This window comes from Sphingobacterium sp. WOUb80, from assembly GCF_050058145.1.
In the GTDB taxonomy this organism is placed as follows: Bacteria; Bacteroidota; Bacteroidia; order Sphingobacteriales; family Sphingobacteriaceae; genus Sphingobacterium.
In genome coordinates this window covers 6200802-6220105 of record NZ_CP165617.1, presented here as the reverse complement: position 1 = coordinate 6220105, position 19304 = coordinate 6200802, and the positions used below count along the sequence as shown (strand labels likewise).

The window sequence follows — 19304 nt, the reverse complement described above, 5'->3', positions numbered from 1 at the left end:
AACTCTTAATTATTTTAAAAGACACAATTACAAATAAGTCATAACCAAATGTTATGAATAAAAAATTACAGGTCAAGAAACTCTAAAAAAATCAGGCATAAAACGAGCAAACCTAACAGAAACGAGATTAAAGTATTACGATAAATGATTATATTTCAACTAGGTTATTCATATGGATTAAACTCGACTTATTAATTATATACAGATGACACTGACAGCCATTCATCCCAAACTGCCCATGCGCAACAAAACCATCACAAAAGATTTTTATCTACATAAACTTGGATTTTCATTATGTGGAACAGTCGATTACGAAGGTTACCTGATGCTAAAAAAAGACCATATTGAAATTCATTTTTTTGAATTCCAAGAACTTCCACCCGAAGAAAATTATGGGATGGTCTATATCCGTACAGACGATATTGATCGTTTATATCAATCTTTTCAAGAAAATAGCGTTGCCATCCATCCCAATGGCCAACTTGAAACTAAGCCATGGGGGCAGCGTGAGTTTTCGATTTTGGATCCCGACAGCAATCTACTCACATTTGGCGCTGATGGTTAGCGGCAAAAAGCCCACTATAGATCGCTTTAAGTAAGCAAAGATCGATAGTGGGCTTGGTATTGTTCGTATTGGTTCTTAGCCAAAAAGATCTGAACTCAAATAGCGATCCCCACGGTCGCAGGCAATAAAGACAATAAGACCTTCTTCGATTTCATTGGCAATTTTTAGTGCTCCGGCAAAAGCTCCGCCGGTACTCATTCCTGCAAAAACGCCTTCACGCTTAACGAGCTCGCGAGCAAGCGCTGTAGCCTCCTGCTGGGATATATCAATGACGCGATCGACCCTGCTTGGATCAAAAATTTTTGGCAGATAGGCTTCGTGCCAACGCCGTATGCCTGGTATGGAGGATTCAGGTGTGGGCTGGCAGCCTACGATCTGAATGGCTGCATTTTTTTTCTTCAGATAGATGGAGTTTCCCATAATTGTTCCAGTAGTCCCCATAGCACTGACGAAATGCGTAATTTTGCCTTCGGTATCGCGCCAGATTTCAGGTCCCGTTGTTTTGATATGCGCTTCGTAATTATCTGGATTTGCAAATTGATTCAATATAAAATAGCCTTCTTTTTCGGCTTTTTCCTCTGCATAATCGCGACATATTTCCATGGATTCCAATAAAGTAACTTTCGCCCCGTAAGCCTCCATCGTAAGCGTTCGCTCCCGCGTTGAAGAAGCTGGCATCACAAGCTCGAGGTTAAGTCCATATATACCTGCAATCATTGCCAATGCGATGCCTGTATTGCCACTCGTTGCCTCGATCAATTTGCTATCTTTTGTAATATCGCCCCGCTCCATTGCCGAACGGATCATATTTAACGCCGCACGATCTTTAACTGAACCAGCAGGATTATTCCCTTCCATTTTCGCAAAGATCCGCACTTTGGGATTTGTATGAAATTGTGTAATCTCTACTAAGGGAGTATTTCCTATGGTATCTATGATATTTCCCATGGTATCTATATTATTGGTTTTGAGTCTATAAATTTTGATGAAGCCTGGTGATACACGGTAGTATAAGGCTCTACAGAACTAGTCAACCACACATTCCCGCCGATAACCGAATGATGGCCGATGTGTGTTTCACCACCGAGGATTGTGGCTCCAGAATAGATGATCACATGGTCACCTATCGTGGGATGGCGTTTTACATTGGAAAAAACCTTATCCACACTCAACGCTCCTAAGGTTACACCCTGATAAAGCTTCACATAGTTACCGATGGTACAGGTTTCGCCGATCACCAGCCCAGTTCCATGGTCAATATGTAAATGATGACCTATCGTTGCTCCGGGATGGATATCAATCCCTGTTTTGGAATGCGCATGTTCTGTCAATATACGGGGTATCAAAGGTACACCCAACCGATGTAATTCATTGGCCATACGAAAGATACAGATCGCAAAGAATCCCGGGTAGGTGCGTACGACTTCTCTCTTATTCTGTGCGGCAGGGTCTCCTTCCATTAACGCGTCCGCATCCCAGCACATCAGTTCATAAAGCTGCGGAATCCGTTCAAAAAACCGGTGTGCTACCTCCGAATGATTGCAGCTTTGACATGCCTTGGATTTACTCAAGAGCTGCTCCAACTCCAATTCAAATTGTTCAAAAGCGAGCTTCACATCATCGACCGATTTCATCTCGCCAGAATTTCGTTCCGGGAAGAGCACATCCACAATTCGGATAGCCCATCCACAGATCTTCTTATTAGAAGGCATTTCTAGGACAGCCAATTGCTGTTCATAGATATGTTGATAAAAATCATGCATCTTCACTAGTTTATTAAAACAAATATACTATACAATATTGATAGATTAAGCCTTATTATTAAATCTTGAGTCCATTGACCATCATTTATTGCCCCTTAATAAAAGGTGTAATTCTTTCAGCTTAAAGGACCAATCGTTCAAACAGCTCTTTCAATGTCGCTTCGGGGTCCTCACACAATCCGGGATGTGATGCCGAACATTGAATCAGGGTACTCCGCTTGGCTGTCAGCCAACGGAATCGTTCGGTCATATCCAGTGCCGCAAGTTTGCCGGCATCCTTTTCCCCATGGCAGATTCGCTGAAAGGAAGAAAGATGATTTTCAATCAATTCCAATTCGATATCCGGACAAAGCGATCGGACCTTTTGTTCATTGACCAGATAAACCATCTTCGCAAAACGATGCTTACGACAGTAAAGAGCTACACCTACATTGATAAATTCCTCTCGCTCCACTCGTGGTATCAAGCGTACCACAGCATACTCATATACGGTCTTTTCTGGCATCTTCTATTTGTTTTACAAAAATGGATGAATGTCCTACACGTCTGTTCAGGAAAGAAACATACACTTCGCGCGCATCGGCAGCCGAAAGCTCGCGTTCAGGATCTTCCAGCCATTCATCAGGTACCACAGCTAATATTCCCCGAAATGCGGCTTCCGTAAAAAGAGAACGGTATTCCTGATCTATTTTCTCCACCATACTGGCATTTTTTAGCAATACGTGATCCTTAATCTGAACAAATGGTTTTAGGGATTGTTCTTCCCAGTTATCCCAACTGTGATGGAAATATAAGGAAGCGCCGTGGTCTATCAACCAAAGTTCTTTATGCCATATCAGCATATTTGTATTCCGTACGGTACGGTCAACATTCATCAAGAGAGAATCCAACCAGACAATTTTCGATGCTTCCTCCGCGCCGATAGCATCAACATTCGCATCAAATGTGATGGCTCCACTCAGAAAATGAAGTCCCAGGTTTTTGCCTACACTAAATTTGAGCAGGTCCTGAATTTCCTCATCGGGCTCCGTCCGGCCAAAGGATTCGTCCAACTCCGCAAATACAATTTCGGGAACTCTCAATTTTAGCAATCTTGCCAGCTCTCCACCGATCAGTTCAGCGATCAATGCTTTTCGTCCCTGACCTGCTCCTCTAAATTTTATAACATAACTAAAGCCGTCATCGGCATCGACTAATGCTGGTAAAGATCCACCTTCCCGAAATGGCTGAACATATCGGATGATCTCTACTTCTCTAATAACAGGTTGTTTAAAATCCATGAATTTATATTTTTACGATCTTCAAAGTTGGCAATACCATGCAAACTGATCAAACTTATCTAAAGTTACCTATATTTAAACGTTTGAGGCTATAGGAAACGAGAAATTGACGCCATGCACTTGCACAATACAACTGCCCCTTGCTATTGCGAACTTTTAATTGTGGTAATATCCAAAATTATTGCTTATATTTTAGCAATAAAGCACAAATTGTACATTCATTTGACCGTTGGAAGTATTATTTTCTAATTATATTTGTAGTGTAATCACAACTTGTCTCATCAAGTTTCTTCAATCAACGATATGGATACCATTCAGGAATATAACAGTGTTATCAAACATTGTCAGGATTTATTTATTAAAAAAACAAAAGATTATGGAACGGCATGGCGGATTATGCGCCTATCTTCCATTACGGATCAGATTTACATTAAAGCACAACGTATACGCACGCTAGAAATCAAAAAGGTTTCCAAGGTAGGCGAAGGAATTGTTGACGAATATATCGGTATTATCAATTACTGTGTCATGGCCATGATTCAGATTGATTTGGGTGAAGATGGCGAAGAAAATTTGGATCCTACCTTTGTGAATCAGAAATATACCGAAAAGGTTACTGAAACCAGAGACCTCATGCTTGCTAAAAATCACGATTATGGTGAGGCATGGCGCGATATGCGAGTCTCTTCCATGACGGATCTTATTCTGATGAAAATACACCGCGTTAAACAAATTGAAGATAATGATGGGCAAACCCTTGTCTCCGAAGGCATTCATGCCAACTATCAAGATATGCTCAATTACGCAGTTTTTGCATTAATTAAATTAGGAATCGCACAACAATAATCGGATTATGACAGCTACACAGCAGCGTACCAAAACAAATTATCTTTTAGGATTTTGCCGGATTTTTACGGGACTTCTTTTCATATTCTCAGGTTTTATTAAAGCAAATGACCCGACAGGGTTTGGCTATAAGCTTCAGGAATACTTTGAGGTCTTTCATCTCACAGCTTTTAACGAATACGCTACTGCCATCGCTGTGGTAATCTGTGGCTTTGAAATTTTGTTAGGAGCACTGTTATTACTGGGGGTCTATGCAAATGCCGTTGCTTGGGGCCTGCTGCTGCTGATCCTGTTTTTCACCTTTCTAACCTTCTATTCGGCATTTTTTGAGGTCGTTACCTCATGTGGCTGTTTTGGGGATGCCATCCCACTCACACCTTGGCAATCATTTTCTAAAGATCTGGTGCTCTTGGCGTTGATCCTTATTATATTTTTTAACCGAAAACAATTACGATCAATTATCAAAGGATCAGGCAATCAATTCGTTGCTACTTTGATTACTGCGATCATCTCCTTAGGTATTGGTGTTTACACCGTAAACTACCTCCCCTTTATTGATTTCTTACCCTACAAAGTTGGCAACAACTTACCTTCATTAATGGTATTACCTGAAGGCAAACAAGGTGATGTGTTTGAGCAAATCTATACCATGAAAAATAAAAAGACGGGCGAGACAAAAAAGGTCAATGACAAAGTCTATATGGCTGATAAACTATGGGAAGATGAATCATGGGAAATTATAGGTGAGCCTGAGAGTAGATTAGTAAAAAAAGGATATGACATCCCTATTCCTGATCTCTTAATTACAGACGCTGATGGTGCAGATCATACACAGGAAATCATTGCCAACCCTTATTATAATCTTGTGATCGTTGCAAAAGATCTCTCTTCAACCAATATTGACGCTATCCAAAAGATCAACCAGGCAGCCATCCAATTAACAAAAGATTATAATGGACTCCGCGTTGTTCTATTGACTGCTTCTGCATCCAAAGACGCTCAATATCTGAGTGATAAAATGCAATTAATTGCGGAGATCTTCTATGCCGATCTCATTCCTTTGAAAAGCATGGTCAGAGCAAATCCTGGCGTACTGCTGCTAAAGGGAGGCAATGTTGTGGGAAAATGGCATTACAATAATTTTCCGGATGCCAAGACCATTGAAGATAAATTTCTAAGTAAAGACAAATAACAAACATGCCTAAACCTATATTTTTGATTGGTTATATGGGAAGTGGAAAAACTACCCTGGGTAAGAAACTTGCCGCCAAACTTGAACTCCCTTTCATTGACACAGATGAGGAGATCGTAAAACAAATTGGCATGAGTATTACCGAATATTTTGGTCAACATGGTGAAGACGCATTCCGAGCTTTAGAACGCGAACAATTGCGTAAATTTGCTGAGAATGCAGCCGTAATATCTACCGGTGGTGGTGCCCCCTGTTTCTTTGATAACATGGAATGGATAAAGGCGAATGGTTATACCGTCTATTTACAGATGTCCCCCAAAGCACTTTTTGATCGCCTTTCTCAATCAAAATTACACAAGAGGCCTATTCTGATCGGAAAATCTCCTGAGGAACTCCGCGTATTTATTGAAGAAAAGTTGACCGAGAGGGAACCCTACTACACACAGGCACATCTGACCATCGACCAGTTAAATACGAGCTTGGAGACATTAGCCGATCTAATTAATCAGCACAATAAATAGATGATGAATATCCGTATACGACACTACTTCCTTTTATTGATCTGCTTTGTGGCAAGCAGCTGCTTTCGTAATGGAGCCAATACAGATGGATTGCCAGTGGGTAAACGTATACAGCTTCAGAATGTAGAGGAATTATATCAGTTTCTGACCTATGACGATAATCGCTATCCTTTGGTCAGTTTACATCGTGGTGGCCCGGCATCCGGATACCCTGAGAATGCTATCGAAACATTTTCATATAACGCGAGTCTGCAGCCTGTTCTTGTTGAGTGTGATGTCCGCATCAGCAAAGATTCAGCATTGGTGTTGATGCATGACAATACATTAAACCGTACAACCACAGGCAGAGGACCTGTAAATGCCAGCACTTTATCGGAACTCAAACAACTCCGTTTATTAGATAACAACAAAAAAATAACGCCCTATAAGATCCCGACGCTGGAAGAAGCCTTATCCTGGGGAAAAGGAAAGGTAATTTTCACGTTAGACATCAAGAACGATGTGCCTTATGAAGCTGTTATCAATGCTATTCGTAAACAACGCGCAGAATCTAGTGTAGTCATCATTACGTATAGTGCCAACCAGGCAGCCAAAGTCCATAGCCTTGCCGGAGACTTAATGATTTCGGCTTCTATCAATACGACAAATGATCTGGCAAGACTTAATGAAAAGGATATCCCAGACAATCGTTTATTGGCCTTCGTTGGAACACGGGAAGCGGACCCTCAATTGACAAAAGTACTACATGACCACGGCATCATGTGTATATTGGGTACGCTGGGCAACTTGGACAAACAGGCCGACAAAAAAGGCTTTCAAGTTTATGCCGGATTTATTGATCGCGACGCCGATATATTAAGTACAGATCGACCTACAGAGGCTGGTCGAGCGCTGAATTTCTATATCAAGAAAAGAGGGATTACTTCGAAATTTATTCAATAGTGCTCCTAGAACTTTTTTCCTTCGAATCAATATAGAAATCATTGCGGCATATTAATCATTACTCCGTCAAGTGAGCGCATTGAACGCCATATTAAATCCTATCGTTAGATCTTCCAATGATCCCTTTGCCCTGGATAAAGTAGTTACCTAAGCTCGTCGCTGCCCGTATAGATTTTAAATCATCAATTTAAATCAAGGTTCATCAGACGTTCTTTTTGCTGCAATTCTTTTGACCAATTTATAGATCTCGAACCATAAAACGGATACCGCAGCGACTGCGAGTGCAATTCCCAATTCATACCCACTCAGTGCCATTACGTCAAAGAATAGGGCGACTGGCGGTACATAGAGTATCACCGCTAAAAATAGCAGCACAGCCATCGAAATCCCCACGAGCAGTAAGTTTCGATTTTTAAAACTTTCAAGGATACTATAATGAAAAGATCGGTTGGCATAACTCAGCAAAATATTGGCAAAGATTAACGTAGCGAACACCATTGCCCTCGTTTTTTCCTCAGTTCCTCCCTGCTGAACAGCAAACTGATAAACAAATAGAATCCCTATGGTGATGATCAGGCCTTGAACAATACTTATTCCGAGCTCATTTATACTCAAAAAAGTGTCGCTCATAGCCCTAGGAGGTCGCTGCATCGTATCCTTTTCAATAGGTTCATTTTCATATACAATCGAGCAAGTGGGGCCCATGACCAATTCGAGGAAGATCACATGCACAGGGCTAAAAATCTGCGGAAATACCCAGCCTAAAAACAAAGGCAGGGAAACTGTTAAAATAATGGGGATATGAATAGAAATAATGTATTGAACTGCCTTCTTGATGTTTGCATAAATTCTTCTTCCGGCTGCTATACCTATGATAAGCTTTTGTAAATCGTCATTTGTGATAATCAGTGCTGCAGCTGATTTTGCTATTTCAGTACCTTTGTTGCCCATGGCCACGCCGATATGGGCTGCTTTTAATGCTGGGCCATCATTTACGCCATCACCAAGCATCGCCACGACCTCACCTTTCTTTTTTAGCGCATTTACAATAGCCAATTTAGCATCCGGAAACATTCTAGTAAATAAAGTTGTTTGCTCTGCTATCGCCATAATTTCAGCTTCAGACCTATCTACTATTTCACTGCCATTGACTGGCGGAGACAAAACATGAATTCCGGCCTGAGTCGCTATTGCTTTAGTTGTATCGGCATTGTCGCCGGTAATCACTTTGACTTTGATCCCAGCATTATAAATATCTTGGAACACCTCTTGAATACCTTTTTTGGGTGGATCATAAAATACGGTCAACCCCAAAAATTGGAATTCAAAATCCTGTTGCTTCGCGGGGAAATTATTTCCTTCGAATTTCGCTTTCCCCACACCCAATAAACGAAAGCCCTGCGCTCCATAGGATTTAACAATAGCCCTAATTTTTTCTTTCTCATGATCAGAGAGCTTGGATACACTGAGTATAGCCTCCGGTGCACCTTTGGCCGCAATAATCCGATCTTTTCCTATATTTTCGAAGAGATGGGTCATCATCGGCGGTTTACCTTCTAAAGGATATTCATGAAATAGTGTATATTCCTTTCTGAGGTCCTGCTTTTGTGTTTTTTCATATATTTTATGCAGTGTGATTTCCATAGGGTCAAAGGGCACAGGCTCACTGCTCCACATCGCATAATCGATAAGTTCACTTAAATCCCCGTTATCAAACCTTTCCTCTTCATAGGATGTATCAGTAGCATAATAGTATAGGTATTTTAATTGCATCGAATTCTCCGTAATGGTCCCGGTTTTATCTGTACAAATCACTGTCGTGCTTCCTAAAGTCTCTACAATACTACTTCTTTTGATGATGACCCCTTCACGCATGAGTTTCCATGCACCAAGTGCCATAAAAGTCGTAAACGCAACCGGAATCTCTTCCGGCAATACAGACATGGCCAAAGTAAGTCCATTGAGCAGACTTGCAACTAAATTGCCGCTGTCAATAAAACTGTATAGACATACCAATAAAAAGATAATGATGCCGACAATTGCCATTGCTTTTACAAACTTTTGAATTTGCACTTGCAATGGCGAGATTTCTTCTTTGATATTTTTAATCGATTCACCTATCTTCCCAACACGGGTCTCTTTACCGATTTTTGTTACTTCAAACACAGCAAGACCAGAGACTGTCACGGTCCCGCTGTAAACCAGATTATCTTCGGATTTACTATCCTTAAAGACAGAAAAACTCTCCCCCGTTAGCGAAGATTCATTGACAGAAAAATCATTGCTATGTAGAATACGACCATCAGCGTTTATAATTCGACCCTCTTCTGTAATACAGAGGTCGCCGACAACAATTTCATGCGTGGGAATTTCTATCACATTACCACTTCTAATGACAGTACTTAACGGTTCATTCAACTTTTCCAACTCCTCAAGAGCTTTTTTGCTGCGATTGTCCTGATAAAAAGAAATTGCCGTAACAGCAATGATAGCGACAAACATAAATACCGCTTCACCATAATTCCCTACAAGGACATAAATGATAGAGATGATAATTAACAGAATCAACATAGGTTCCTTTAAGATATCCACAAGCAGTTCATACCAGGTACTCTTGTGATCGTCTCTCAATTGATTCCAGCCATGTTTAGATCTGGAGGCATTCACCTCTGTTACAGAAAGACCTTTCAGATTATCGGGAATATTATATGACATATCGAATGAACTAGGTTGACTAAATATAATGAATAATTCTTGTATCCAGGGTTAATTCATCTGTCGACGATCATCTCCTTTATACGTAACATAATGTTACAATCTTTTTTTTGTAACCTTTACAGTTTGTAAAAAAGAAAGGCTACACAACTTATCAGCAACATATTAGCATAAAATTTACCTTCTAATACTTTTCTTTTATTGAATATTTCTATTACAATGATATATTTGCGCAGAAATTCATATGGGGACTTTGAATTTCATATTAGCCAAAAGCAATTTTACGATCATTTTTCCAATAATGCCAAGACAGCTTCTTGCGATTGAAGTCCTTCTTTGCTACCTATATTTTCAGATCATGTAAAACACAAACAGAAGCTGGAAACTAAACATATATTGTAAAATATTGCTACACCTATCATAAGATATGGAATAGCATCCAAACTTGTTATGGCTTCTCTGGTAGTATTTTAATAATAAAAATAAAATGGTAATCTTAATTGCAGAAGATAATGAGTTGATATTACGGACGGTTGAATATAAACTGATGAAGGAAGGTCATGAGGTTATAGCCACCACCAATGGAAAAGAAGCAATTGAAAAGATTAGTACGATCGATCCGGATTTAATCATTACCGACATTATGATGCCATTTGCTTCGGGGATAGAAGTGCTTTCTTCCCTCAAAAAACTCGAGAAAAAAATTCCCGTTATTGTACTTTCCAACATGGGACAAGAAGAAGTCGTCATTGAAGCTTTTGATCTTGGCGCTTCAGATTTTATGGTGAAGCCGTTTAGCCCGGAAGAACTCCTGCTGCGGGTCAAACGACTGACGAGTCACCGAATGGAAGCCAAACCCATTCCAGATAATCTTTCATGAAATGTGGACGCCTGTCCTCTATATACACTTCCAATCCTGCATCACATCGCATCCTTACGCTATCCAGTTTTCATTTTTTTATATTGATCTGTAATTTCTCTATCGTTTCCTTCTTTGCGAAATATTTCAACAGTTAGTGATAGAAAACAGTCCCATCGCTAATTATTTATTGAAAAACAGCCTTTTTGCAATTGGAAAAAGGCTGTTTTTCATATAGTTGGTTTTATTTTTAGATTATCAGCAAAAAAAACACATTAAAAGATAAGCAGTTACGGATCATTTATTGTTTATCAAAACATTAAAAAAAATATTTGGCAAACTATTTGTTTCAACAGCGAAAGTTTTCTAAGCGAAAACTCAATACTCAATTTTTTTAATTTATCATGAAAAAAGTAATTCTACCTTTTCTAACACTTTTTACACTACTATTTATTGCTCATCAGCAAGTAAATGCACAAACACCTTATCGCACAGCTATTGGTTTAGGAATAGACGTTGGCGACGGTCAAACACTATTCGGTCCACAGATTAAACACAATTTTGGTGGAAATGATGCCGGGAACGCGCAAGTATTATTTGGAGACAATATTACTGTTATCGGCGTTGATTATTCATACAACAAACGTATTCCGGGATCTCGCGGTCTTTCTTGGTATATTGGTGTTGGTCCGCAGGTCTCCTTCATTGATTATGGCAAATGGCATGATGACTGGTATGACGATTATCACTGGAAAGATGGAAAAACACATACGGATTTTGCAATCCGTCCAGCCTTGGGTCTAGAGTTCAAAATCCCTTCTGCCCCATTGGCGATGCATTTCGACTGGAAACCTTGGTGGAATCTTTCTCATGGTTCTAATTTCGAGCCATCGCGTTTTTCTTTAGGATTTAAATTCGTTCTGAAATAGAATAAAGAGAATATAAGAAACAAAAATCCTGCACATCATCCATATGGCAGGATTTTTTATTTACCAAAATCCTATTTTACATTTCTTGGAAATACATAATTCTTCGATAATGCTCGTCTTAAGGTGTTTTGATCTTTACACCGACCAAGTATGTCCTTGGCATATTGGGTCCATAAATATAATTGCTGTCGCGATTTTTTCCTGTATCAAAATCATTTTGATAGGCATTGAAAATATTTTTCACGCCCGCATACAGTTCAATGATATTTTTATATTTCGATAAATTAAATGCATAGGCGACTTTGCTATTGAACTCTGAAAAAGCTTTCGTCTGCACCATTTGGTCATCAGGAAAATTAGCTGCACCTCCGACATGGGCAATCCGCATACCTCCTGTATAGACATAGTTTAAATTGATTGTCCACGGTTTACTAGGCGTAAGATTGAGGTTTGCAAAACCGTACTCATTGGGTGTGCGCAAAAATGATTTAATCGGCGCGACTCCTTCCAAATACGATACAGGACTGTCATAGCTGCTTCGTTGCACAGTCAATCCTGTTTCTAACTGCACTTTCTTATTATAATTTGCACGCAATTCCAGCGTTCCGCCGGCAACCGTTGCATTATTGCCATTTCGCTTTTCAAAAATCTTTCCAAAATTATCAGCACCTATTTCCTCCAGTAAAAATGCATTCTTCAGGTGCGTATAAAATCCTTCCAGGGTGAAGCCAGCGATCCATTTTTCTGTTGCTTTGTCATAGTTTATTGAACCGCTAAAACTTTTTGAACGTTCTTCCCTTAAATCTGGCGATAACTGCACGCGTGACACCCCGCCACCAGCAAATGCAATATGCAGATCAGTGTCGAACGCCTGCGGTGCTCTAAAACCGGTGCCATAACTGAAGCGAAACTGAGTCGTTGGAGCATATTTATAAAGAAGTGCTATCCGTGGACTAGCTACAACCTTATTCAATAAATTGTGTTTATCAATACGGACGCCCGACAAAAGATTAAACTTAGGAGCAAAATCCCAATCACTCTGAAAAAAGCTGCCCCAATCTTTAGTATGCTGATCTACCAAATAATTATAACTTGGAATTTCATCATAAACTTTATCCGACACATATTCCGATCCGATGGTCAGCACATTGCGGCCATTTAGAAAATTGCTGACCTCATGGTTCAACTGGAAACCACCCTGAAGCGTTGTCGTCTTTGAATCACCATAGGGTGGATTCTTGATGTGGTTTTCAATCGCCTCAGGATCATCTGGAAATACGCCTGTGTAATGCTTTCTATTGGTATTTTGAAAAGCAGTATAGACGATCAATGCCGATTTATCCTGATTAAAATTTAGCTGATAGTCTGCACTTCCCATCCAGATCTTATGATGTCGTTCTTCAGACTGTAATGTCAGATAAGCCGGTTTATTAGTCATTTCACCACCAAATCGATATTCGTTTAGATTGCTTAGCGAAACTTCTAATTTTTGGTTATCCGAAAACTTATAGAATGAATTAAGTCCTAAAGAAGTATTTTCAATTTTAGGTATCTCAGAAAAATTATCAGCATTTGCATCATAAAAGCCACGGTCACGTTTATTGAAGAAGAACGATGTTCCGGCATTGCCTTTCTCGTTGACTAAAGTTGCGTTGCCACCAAGATTGAAATCATTGGTCTTACCTCCTATGCTTTGGTAGAAAGAATTAATTTCATAACCATTTGTCCGCGGTAGTTTTGTAATTACATTTACTGTGCCGCCAATCGCACTTGAACCGTATAATGATGAACCGCCGCCACGGACAACTTCGATCTTTTCAATCATATTGACAGGCAATTGCTCCATGCCGTAAAGTCCCATTAGTGGACTGAAAATCGGCCTGCCATTAATCAGAATCTGTGAATAGCCTCCCTGAAGTCCATTCATCCGCAATTGTGTATAATTACAGGTCTGACAGTCTGTTTCTACGCGCAATCCAGGCTGAAATTTCAGGCCTTCTGAAAGATTGCAGACCTGTAGATTATCCAGGGTCTTGCTATCCAAAATATTCACCATCACAGGGCTCTCTGTCTTACGCTTGAATGTTTTGGTTCCCGTTACCACAATCTCATCCAGTAAGAATTCGGTACCGTCCAGCTGCACATCTTTGGTCGATAACTCATAACCGACTTTTATCGAATCGCGGAAATCTTTAAATCCGATATGTTTGACTTCCACTTCCCAAGTACCATACGGAATATTTTCAAACACATACTTCCCCGAACTGTTCGACTTGGTTCCTAGCTGTAATTTTGGAATAACAACGGAAGCTGCTCGTAATGGAGCGCCATGCTTATCGTAAATTTTACCCATAATCTTATTTGTCTGTCCAAAGGAAATAAATCCTGTAAGCATCATTGCTGCGGTAAAATGAACCTTGTATCCTTTCATCATGTTTTGTTTTTATATTTATTAATTTAGATTGACAAATCTAACAAGTTAGATTAAACTAACAAAATAATTTCTAACATGATTATTAGACGTGGCTAATATTTAATAAATTTGTCCTATGATTTCACAAACCGAAGAGAATTATTTAAAAGCATTGTACAGTCTTACCTATTTAAAGGGTAACGCGAATGTCAATGAAATAAGCAAACGGCTGGACATCAAAATGCCCACAGTAAATAGTATGATGAAAAAACTAGCTGACAAAGGTTTTGTTCATTATGAAAGCTATAAACCGCTGCGACTAACTGAAGAAGGTAAGAAAGAGGCAGCCCTTATCATACGAAAACATCGGCTTACTGAAATGTATCTATTTCAAAAAATGGGTTTTGCCTGGGATGAAGTCCATCAGATTGCGGAACAGGTAGAGCATATTCATTCGCCAGAATTCTTCAGCAAGATGGATGAATTATTAGGGTATCCAACTGTAGATCCCCACGGATCGCCAATCCCCGATCAGAATGGGGTGATGCCTTTGGAAAACTATGTTTTTTTAAATACTTGCAAAGCAGGCGATATGGTCACATTAATGGCGGTGCAACCATCATCCAAGGAGCTTTTACAATATTTAACAGCCAAAAATCTTGAGCTTGGCACCACCTTAACTATTAAATCAATAGAGCCCTTTGATGAAAGCCTCACCGTGGCGTACAAAGACAGACCAATAGAAGTTTTAAGCAGTAAAGTTACCGCAACATTACTTGTACGTGTGATAACCGGACTTGCCTAAGTATACAACCCAAGAGGTATTTTCTGGAAAGAATCGGGCATCTTTTTCCCAAAACCAGACAAAATATATTAGACTAAACTAACATTTAAAGATGAATCCTCAAAATATCAGCCTGGTTTATGGCATTTGAATATTTTGCTTATCCATCAATTTGATACGTGATCGGTTGCCCGGTAGCAATCTCCCGTTCCAATATCTGTTCCGGAGAAAGGTGCTCCAAATACATAATTAGTGCCCTTAAGCTATTGCCGTGCGCAACAACAAGCACATTCTGGCCTAGTTTCAGCTGTGGAGCTATAACATGTTCATAGTAGGGAATAACACGCTCGTTCGTATCTTTTAAGCTTTCCCCTCCTGGTGGCGGAACATCAAAAGACCTACGCCAGATATGCACTTGCTCAGCCCCATATTTTTCTGCTGTTTCGTCCTTGTTCAGCCCTTCAAGTTTTCCATAACCACGCTCATTTAATGCCGCATCTATCACAATCGGAATGGGAGGATTTCCCATTTCGTCTAAAATAATTTTTAATGTATGCTGTGCTCTTATAAGTGTTGAAGTATAAGCAATATCAATTGGTTCATGTGCTAAGGCCACGCCGGCCTGTCGCGCTTCCTGCTGGCCTAATTCGGTGATATCAATATCTTGCCAGCCCGTAAAGCGATTTTCTAAATTCCATTGCGACTGTCCATGTCGGACTAAAAAAAGTTTTGCCATTATTTATTTTTAGTTTGTCTGCTGCCTAAATTGGTTTATCTATCCAAAAAAAGCCGATTTTTCTATGAAGAGACGATAAGATTACACTGTATCCGCCCGCAGGTATATAATAACAATATCTCCAGTTTTGTTTTATTTATACCCTTTCGCACGCACTGAACCGTCTAAAGTTTTTATCCGCAGCTTATCCAGATACAAGGACAGATTCTTTATCCCAAAAGCTATATTACCACATCCTGCCCCATTCCTATTTATATATACTTAGCGCTGATGATCAAGCTAAAAAGAAGAAACCTGTTGCCTAAATCTTATTTATTTTCAGTAAAAAAAAACAAATTAACACACTTATAATCAGTAAAATAAAGTTAAAAATAATTATTTAACATATTTTAATTCTACAATATGTAGAATGAATTCTATATTTGTAGTATGAATAAATTATCAGCTACGGAAGAACAATTGATGGGCTACATCTGGGATATGAAGAAAGCTTTTATGAAAGATCTTATGGAAGCGTATTCTGAACCTAAACCGGCGCCAACAACTGTTGCTACATTATTGAAGCGAATGACTGAAAAGGGGGCAATATCTTATGTGCTTTATGGAAATTCGAGAGAGTATTATCCATTAATCGATAAAGACAACTATTATTTAGCACATGTCAATGATATCGTAGAAACCTACTTCGACAATTCAGCATTAAAATTTGCTTCTTTTTTCACTAAACAATCTCAGCTGAGCAAAGAGCAATTGGAGGAACTGAAAAATATAATTGATTCCGAAATTAAAAACAAAGAGACATGATGCTATATATTGGAAAACTGATAGCCTGTTCGGGTTTACTTTATCTTATTTATTGGTTGGTACTACGCAATCAGAAGCTGCTTGTATTTAACCGATTTTATTTACTTGGGATTATCCCTTTGTCTGTCATCATTCCTTTGATCAAGATTGTTGTCCCGTTTGATCTTCTCAACTTATTGAACGACAGAAACAGTGATACTATCCCTATCGGACCGACCATTACACAGCCGGCAACGGATTCAGCACTCTTCAATAATTATCATGTTGATTGGTACAACATCTCTCTGCTGGTTTATGTAATTGTCACCATTGCATTACTTCTGAAACAAGTATGGTTGTACCACAAATTCCTATATTATATCCGAAGTGCCACACCAAGCCATGAACAGTCCATTTATTGTATACATGGTTTAAAAACACCCTTTTCCTTTTTTCAAAAAATTTATGTTCCCAAAGATGCCTATCAACAGGACGGTATTGATCAGTCAATTATAACTCACGAACGGGCCCATGCCAATCAACGCCATTCGATGGATGTACTTTTCATACAGATTTTGGGTATATTTTTGTGGTTCAATCCCTTCATTTATTTCATTCAGAAATCGATCCGACAAACTCATGAATACCTTGCAGATGATGCTGTAGTCAAGATTCATGAAAAGTTAAGATACCAACATTTGATTATCGAGTGGAGCATGTCCACCCCTGATATAAACACATTACCGGCCAGTAATTTTAATTTCTTAACAACAAAAAAACGATTAATTATGTTACAAAAAAGAACAACCCGAAGTAAACTTTTGCTAATGCCCGGGCTTACTTTATTACTGACAGTAGCGATATCTACATTGTTTTCAACGCAGGTGGAAGCACAGAAAACAACGCCGACCACGACAAAAAAAGCAGCGACTGCCAACACCGCAATAACGCCGCCTGAATCAAAGCAACCGGACGCTCCTAAAACTAGTGGAAGATCTCCTAAATCATCGACAAAGGAAATGGTTCCGCCAATGATATCCCAGCGCAGGTCTTCTTCCCAACAAGAAGGTAATGTACGTTTCCCGGAACCTAGGAAAAGACCTGCCCCACCTCAAAAATCACCCAAAATAATCGAGGAAGTAATTGTTGAAGAGGTCAAATTTCCGGAACCTCAAAAAAAATCTACCCCATCAAAAAAAACTTCAGCGATAATTGAAAAAGTGCAAGTAGTACCTAAAATTGAGGAAGTAAGGGTCGAAGATATTCAATTGCGTCAACAAAAGCGGATCAATCTTTCTGCCAATGCCAATGTCAGTTCAAATCAAGATCAAAAAGACATTCAAGTTAAGGAGGAAACGCCCCCAAAGATCGTTCTAAAAATGAAACCCGAAGTAGAAGTAAAATCTGTAAATAAAAAATAAATAGCAGAATTCTTTGGAATACAATAAGAGGAATACTATTCCTCTTATTGCGATTTTCGAAATCCTCACACTTACTCGACTATAAATCTCCAAAAGGTTACGATATCAAATTCCCACTATAGCATAAACCCATTCGATGACGCAACCCTGCAAAAAAATATTTTTTTTATTACCTTAGATAAATAAATCGAACAAGAAAACAACTTGTTTTTTCATTAACTATAGTTCACATATATGAAATTATATGCCTTTGTTTTGGGAGCGGGCTTACTTCCAGCGGTAGGATTATGTCAAAAGACCGTCACCCCTGGTAGTAGCGATATCAATACCAACTATATAAAACCGGAGAAATCACTGTATACGGTCTATTATGTTAAAGATAACAATTGGGACAAACAAGGATCATTGACCTACGATATTGTAGCAGCCAACAATCAGCTGACCTTAACCAATACCTATGTTCCGAAAGACAATGCCTGGACTTCGATCCGTACTACGATTGCCGACGCAAAAACACTTCGGTCAATCAGCTATTCTAGCGATGGCAAGGAAACAAAAGTAAACCTCAACTTTGGAGAAACAATTACAGGTAATTATTATTCGAAGAAAACCAAAAAGGAAAAAAAAATCAACTTACAGCCTACTAGACCTTTTGTGGATTTTAACTGGACAGATCATCTGATTTCAACTCTACCTTTAGATCTAGGGTATAAAGCGCGCATCCCACAATTTTATTACAATAGTGATTCGGACATTTTTGTCGAAGACTATACCATCAAGGAAGTAAAAAGCTACAGTTATGGCTCCCCAAAAACAGGTAAGCACAACAGTTGGCTGGTTACACTTCTAGAAGAAAGTACCGGAGCCATCTACAATTATGTCATCGATAAGAAAGATCGCCGATTATGGCAAAGGGAAATGTCCATGGGAAACGGCAAATGGGAAATTACCGTAAACGAAGAACTGGACTATCAACCCATTAAAAACAGATTCAACAAAGAACAGGCTGCCCAACAGATTTCCCAGGGGAACAGTGTTATTATCGGGACGGCTTACGCGCGGTCTAGCTCCGGAAAAAAACTTGGCGGACTCGTGAATACAGCCAAAAAGCAATATGCTCCAAAAGGTACAGAAATTACGCTCTTCGCCAACTCTGCCTATTACGAAGAATGGCTGGAAGTCAATAAAAAGATCCGAAAACAGAAAAAGGTCCAAGAAGTTCCATTAGATCCCGATTTCGGCTATGCTGTTAAAAAAGCAAAAGTTTATGATGATGAGGGGCATTTCGAATTTGCAGATCTCATGCCAGGTGCATACGTGATTATGGCGAGCTTCGATTTCACCAATTCTTACAACTATTCCTATGTATCGGGCTATACCAATTATTATAACTATTGGGGTTATACAGGTTCCACGACAAATTATGGTACGGCAAGATCATCTTATGTCGACAAAGCCAATGTTGAAAAACACGTCAACATTGACAAGGATGGTGAAAAGAAAGAGGTAAATTTAAAGGAAATGTAATCAAAAAATGCTGTTAAACTGGTTTGCT

Annotated in this window: 18 protein-coding genes; 11 read left to right on the top strand and 7 right to left on the bottom strand. The window is 39.3% G+C overall.

Features of this window, described 5'->3' with window-relative positions:
* Window positions 1-205 precede the first annotated feature (205 nt).
* Window positions 206-565, top strand: coding sequence for a bleomycin resistance protein (locus tag AB1Z56_RS25690; protein ID WP_426790488.1), 360 nt, complete (start codon window positions 206-208; stop codon window positions 563-565).
* Window positions 566-640: 75 nt separating this feature from the next.
* Here AB1Z56_RS25690 and cysM read toward each other — a convergent pair whose 3' ends face one another.
* The 4 genes from cysM to AB1Z56_RS25670 all read right to left on the bottom strand — a co-directional run bounded on the left by cysM (window position 641) and on the right by AB1Z56_RS25670 (window position 3608).
* Window positions 641-1513, bottom strand: a complete 873-nt coding sequence (gene cysM, locus AB1Z56_RS25685; RefSeq protein ID WP_426790487.1) for a cysteine synthase CysM — start codon at window positions 1511-1513, stop codon at window positions 641-643.
* Window positions 1514-1518: 5 nt separating this feature from the next.
* The gene (locus AB1Z56_RS25680) at window positions 1519-2328 is read right to left on the bottom strand and encodes a serine O-acetyltransferase (protein ID WP_293904321.1); all 810 of its coding nucleotides are present in this window, start codon (window positions 2326-2328) and stop codon (window positions 1519-1521) included.
* Window positions 2329-2449: 121 nt separating this feature from the next.
* On the bottom strand, window positions 2450-2833 hold the full coding sequence (locus AB1Z56_RS25675; protein WP_293904319.1) for a DUF3037 domain-containing protein: 384 nt from the start codon (window positions 2831-2833) through the stop codon (window positions 2450-2452).
* Complete coding sequence (locus AB1Z56_RS25670) at window positions 2811-3608, bottom strand: HipA family kinase (RefSeq protein ID WP_293904317.1); 798 nt, start codon at window positions 3606-3608, stop codon at window positions 2811-2813. The genes AB1Z56_RS25675 and AB1Z56_RS25670 overlap by 23 nt, the downstream gene beginning before the upstream one ends.
* A 303-nt stretch (window positions 3609-3911) precedes the next feature.
* Here AB1Z56_RS25670 and AB1Z56_RS25665 point away from each other — a divergent pair, with 303 nt between their 5' ends.
* From AB1Z56_RS25665 to AB1Z56_RS25650, 4 genes are read left to right on the top strand one after another with little or no spacing between them, the layout of a single operon-like run.
* Entirely contained in the window at window positions 3912-4454 is a 543-nt protein-coding gene (locus tag AB1Z56_RS25665) for a DUF1599 domain-containing protein (RefSeq protein ID WP_088163452.1), read from the top strand.
* Window positions 4455-4461: 7 nt separating this feature from the next.
* A complete protein-coding gene (locus tag AB1Z56_RS25660) occupies window positions 4462-5646 on the top strand; it encodes a BT_3928 family protein (protein ID WP_293904313.1) in 1185 nt (394 codons plus the stop codon).
* 5 nt (window positions 5647-5651) lie between these two features.
* Window positions 5652-6167: a shikimate kinase gene (locus AB1Z56_RS25655; RefSeq protein ID WP_293904311.1), complete on the top strand. Its 516-nt coding sequence runs from the start codon at window positions 5652-5654 to the stop codon at window positions 6165-6167.
* Window positions 6168-7109 (top strand): glycerophosphodiester phosphodiesterase family protein, encoded by a 942-nt coding sequence (locus tag AB1Z56_RS25650; protein WP_426790486.1) that lies wholly within the window; start codon window positions 6168-6170, stop codon window positions 7107-7109.
* Between the two features lie 192 nt (window positions 7110-7301).
* Here AB1Z56_RS25650 and AB1Z56_RS25645 read toward each other — a convergent pair whose 3' ends face one another.
* On the bottom strand, window positions 7302-9824 hold the full coding sequence (locus tag AB1Z56_RS25645; RefSeq protein ID WP_426790485.1) for a cation-translocating P-type ATPase: 2523 nt from the start codon (window positions 9822-9824) through the stop codon (window positions 7302-7304).
* A 487-nt stretch (window positions 9825-10311) separates the two neighbouring features.
* Between AB1Z56_RS25645 and AB1Z56_RS25640 the strand changes: the two genes are divergently transcribed.
* Entirely contained in the window at window positions 10312-10704 is a 393-nt protein-coding gene (locus AB1Z56_RS25640) for a response regulator transcription factor (RefSeq protein WP_426790484.1), read from the top strand.
* A gap of 383 nt (window positions 10705-11087) precedes the next feature.
* Window positions 11088-11612, top strand: coding sequence for a hypothetical protein (locus AB1Z56_RS25635; RefSeq protein WP_309366352.1), 525 nt, complete (start codon window positions 11088-11090; stop codon window positions 11610-11612).
* Between the two features lie 118 nt (window positions 11613-11730).
* Here the strand turns inward: AB1Z56_RS25635 and AB1Z56_RS25630 are convergent, their stop codons facing one another.
* Window positions 11731-14046 (bottom strand): TonB-dependent receptor, encoded by a 2316-nt coding sequence (locus AB1Z56_RS25630; RefSeq protein ID WP_426790483.1) that lies wholly within the window; start codon window positions 14044-14046, stop codon window positions 11731-11733.
* Between the two features lie 115 nt (window positions 14047-14161).
* Between AB1Z56_RS25630 and AB1Z56_RS25625 the strand changes: the two genes are divergently transcribed.
* On the top strand, window positions 14162-14830 hold the full coding sequence (locus AB1Z56_RS25625) for a metal-dependent transcriptional regulator (protein WP_426790482.1): 669 nt from the start codon (window positions 14162-14164) through the stop codon (window positions 14828-14830).
* A 139-nt stretch (window positions 14831-14969) separates the two neighbouring features.
* Here AB1Z56_RS25625 and AB1Z56_RS25620 read toward each other — a convergent pair whose 3' ends face one another.
* Window positions 14970-15545 (bottom strand): 2,3-bisphosphoglycerate-dependent phosphoglycerate mutase, encoded by a 576-nt coding sequence (locus AB1Z56_RS25620; protein WP_426790481.1) that lies wholly within the window; start codon window positions 15543-15545, stop codon window positions 14970-14972.
* A 429-nt stretch (window positions 15546-15974) separates the two neighbouring features.
* On the opposite strand from AB1Z56_RS25620, the gene AB1Z56_RS25615 reads away from it, so the two are divergent.
* From AB1Z56_RS25615 to AB1Z56_RS25605, 3 genes are all read left to right on the top strand, one after another.
* Window positions 15975-16349, top strand: coding sequence for a BlaI/MecI/CopY family transcriptional regulator (locus tag AB1Z56_RS25615; RefSeq protein ID WP_112373710.1), 375 nt, complete (start codon window positions 15975-15977; stop codon window positions 16347-16349).
* Window positions 16346-17749 carry a M56 family metallopeptidase gene (locus AB1Z56_RS25610; RefSeq protein WP_426790480.1) on the top strand — a complete coding sequence of 468 codons (1404 nt, stop codon included), beginning with the start codon at window positions 16346-16348 and terminating at the stop codon, window positions 17747-17749. The genes AB1Z56_RS25615 and AB1Z56_RS25610 overlap by 4 nt, the downstream gene beginning before the upstream one ends.
* A gap of 234 nt (window positions 17750-17983) precedes the next feature.
* On the top strand, window positions 17984-19276 hold the full coding sequence (locus AB1Z56_RS25605) for a hypothetical protein (protein WP_426790479.1): 1293 nt from the start codon (window positions 17984-17986) through the stop codon (window positions 19274-19276).
* The last annotated feature ends 28 nt before the right edge of the window (window positions 19277-19304 follow it).

Excerpts from the sequence above, each read along its gene's own strand:
- AB1Z56_RS25690 (WP_426790488.1), top strand. The coding sequence starts at position 206 with ATGACACTGACAGCCATTCATCCCAAACTGCCCATGCGCAACAAAACC.
- cysM (WP_426790487.1), bottom strand. The coding sequence starts at position 1,513 with ATGGGAAATATCATAGATACCATAGGAAATACTCCCTTAGTAGAGATT.
- AB1Z56_RS25680 (WP_293904321.1), bottom strand. The coding sequence starts at position 2,328 with ATGCATGATTTTTATCAACATATCTATGAACAGCAATTGGCTGTCCTA.
- AB1Z56_RS25675 (WP_293904319.1), bottom strand. The coding sequence starts at position 2,833 with ATGCCAGAAAAGACCGTATATGAGTATGCTGTGGTACGCTTGATACCA.
- AB1Z56_RS25670 (WP_293904317.1), bottom strand. The coding sequence starts at position 3,608 with ATGGATTTTAAACAACCTGTTATTAGAGAAGTAGAGATCATCCGATAT.
- AB1Z56_RS25665 (WP_088163452.1), top strand. The coding sequence starts at position 3,912 with ATGGATACCATTCAGGAATATAACAGTGTTATCAAACATTGTCAGGAT.
- AB1Z56_RS25660 (WP_293904313.1), top strand. The coding sequence starts at position 4,462 with ATGACAGCTACACAGCAGCGTACCAAAACAAATTATCTTTTAGGATTT.
- AB1Z56_RS25655 (WP_293904311.1), top strand. The coding sequence starts at position 5,652 with ATGCCTAAACCTATATTTTTGATTGGTTATATGGGAAGTGGAAAAACT.
- AB1Z56_RS25650 (WP_426790486.1), top strand. The coding sequence starts at position 6,168 with ATGATGAATATCCGTATACGACACTACTTCCTTTTATTGATCTGCTTT.
- AB1Z56_RS25645 (WP_426790485.1), bottom strand. The coding sequence starts at position 9,824 with ATGTCATATAATATTCCCGATAATCTGAAAGGTCTTTCTGTAACAGAG.
- AB1Z56_RS25640 (WP_426790484.1), top strand. The coding sequence starts at position 10,312 with ATGGTAATCTTAATTGCAGAAGATAATGAGTTGATATTACGGACGGTT.
- AB1Z56_RS25635 (WP_309366352.1), top strand. The coding sequence starts at position 11,088 with ATGAAAAAAGTAATTCTACCTTTTCTAACACTTTTTACACTACTATTT.
- AB1Z56_RS25630 (WP_426790483.1), bottom strand. The coding sequence starts at position 14,046 with ATGATGAAAGGATACAAGGTTCATTTTACCGCAGCAATGATGCTTACA.
- AB1Z56_RS25625 (WP_426790482.1), top strand. The coding sequence starts at position 14,162 with ATGATTTCACAAACCGAAGAGAATTATTTAAAAGCATTGTACAGTCTT.
- AB1Z56_RS25620 (WP_426790481.1), bottom strand. The coding sequence starts at position 15,545 with ATGGCAAAACTTTTTTTAGTCCGACATGGACAGTCGCAATGGAATTTA.
- AB1Z56_RS25615 (WP_112373710.1), top strand. The coding sequence starts at position 15,975 with ATGAATAAATTATCAGCTACGGAAGAACAATTGATGGGCTACATCTGG.
- AB1Z56_RS25610 (WP_426790480.1), top strand. The coding sequence starts at position 16,346 with ATGATGCTATATATTGGAAAACTGATAGCCTGTTCGGGTTTACTTTAT.
- AB1Z56_RS25605 (WP_426790479.1), top strand. The coding sequence starts at position 17,984 with ATGAAATTATATGCCTTTGTTTTGGGAGCGGGCTTACTTCCAGCGGTA.